1 protein-coding gene is annotated in these 676 nt (G+C 72.3%); it reads right to left on the bottom strand.

Annotated elements, in window-relative coordinates; genetic code table 11:
- Positions 1-676: ketoacyl-synthetase C-terminal extension domain-containing protein (locus AB0C16_RS40195; protein ID WP_357691409.1), on the bottom strand; the 676-nt coding region annotated here is incomplete at both ends.

The following is a 676-nucleotide window of genomic DNA, read 5'->3' as shown; positions in this document are numbered from 1 at the left end:
GCGGTTGAGCAGGTCGGGGTCGCGGCCCCACATGATGCCGCGCAGGGCGGGGTCGAAGTGGGTGGCGACCTCGTCGAAGGCGGCGGCGAAGACGGGGAAGGTGTTGTAGAGCTCGCGGCCCATGCCCAGCCGTTGAGCGCCCTGCCCGGGGAACAGGCAGGCAAGCTTGCCACCCCGCACCACACCCCGCACCACGTCTCGCGGCACACCTTGAGGCGCGCCTCGCGGCGCTTGTCGGGGCACGCTGCCGTCCAGATCCGCCACGAGCGCCTCCAACCCGGCCGCGATCTCGGCCCGGTTCGCGCCGATCACCACGGCCCGATGCTCGAACGCGGCCCGCGTGGTCGCCAACGCCTGCCCGGCCGCCATGAGCGCATCATCACCCAGACCGTCCAAGAACGCGCGAAGCCTTACCGCCTGCGCCCGCAACGCCACCTCGGACTTCGCCGACACCGGCCACACCACCGGCCAACCCCCATCCGCCGCTGGCTTGCCTGCGGCTGGTTGGTGGGTGGTGGGTGGGGGTTGTTCGAGGATGAGGTGAGCGTTGGTGCCCGAGATACCGAAGGACGACACCCCGGCACGGCGCGGCCGGCCGACGGCCCGCCACTCCACCGGCTCGGCCAGGAGCCTGACATGGCCGCTGCCCCAGTCGACGTGCGGTGTCGGCTCGTCC

Source organism: Nonomuraea sp. NPDC048916 (assembly GCF_040649575.1).
GTDB lineage: Bacteria > Actinomycetota > Actinomycetes > Streptosporangiales > Streptosporangiaceae > Nonomuraea.
This window is presented reverse-complemented; position numbering and strand designations above follow the sequence as displayed.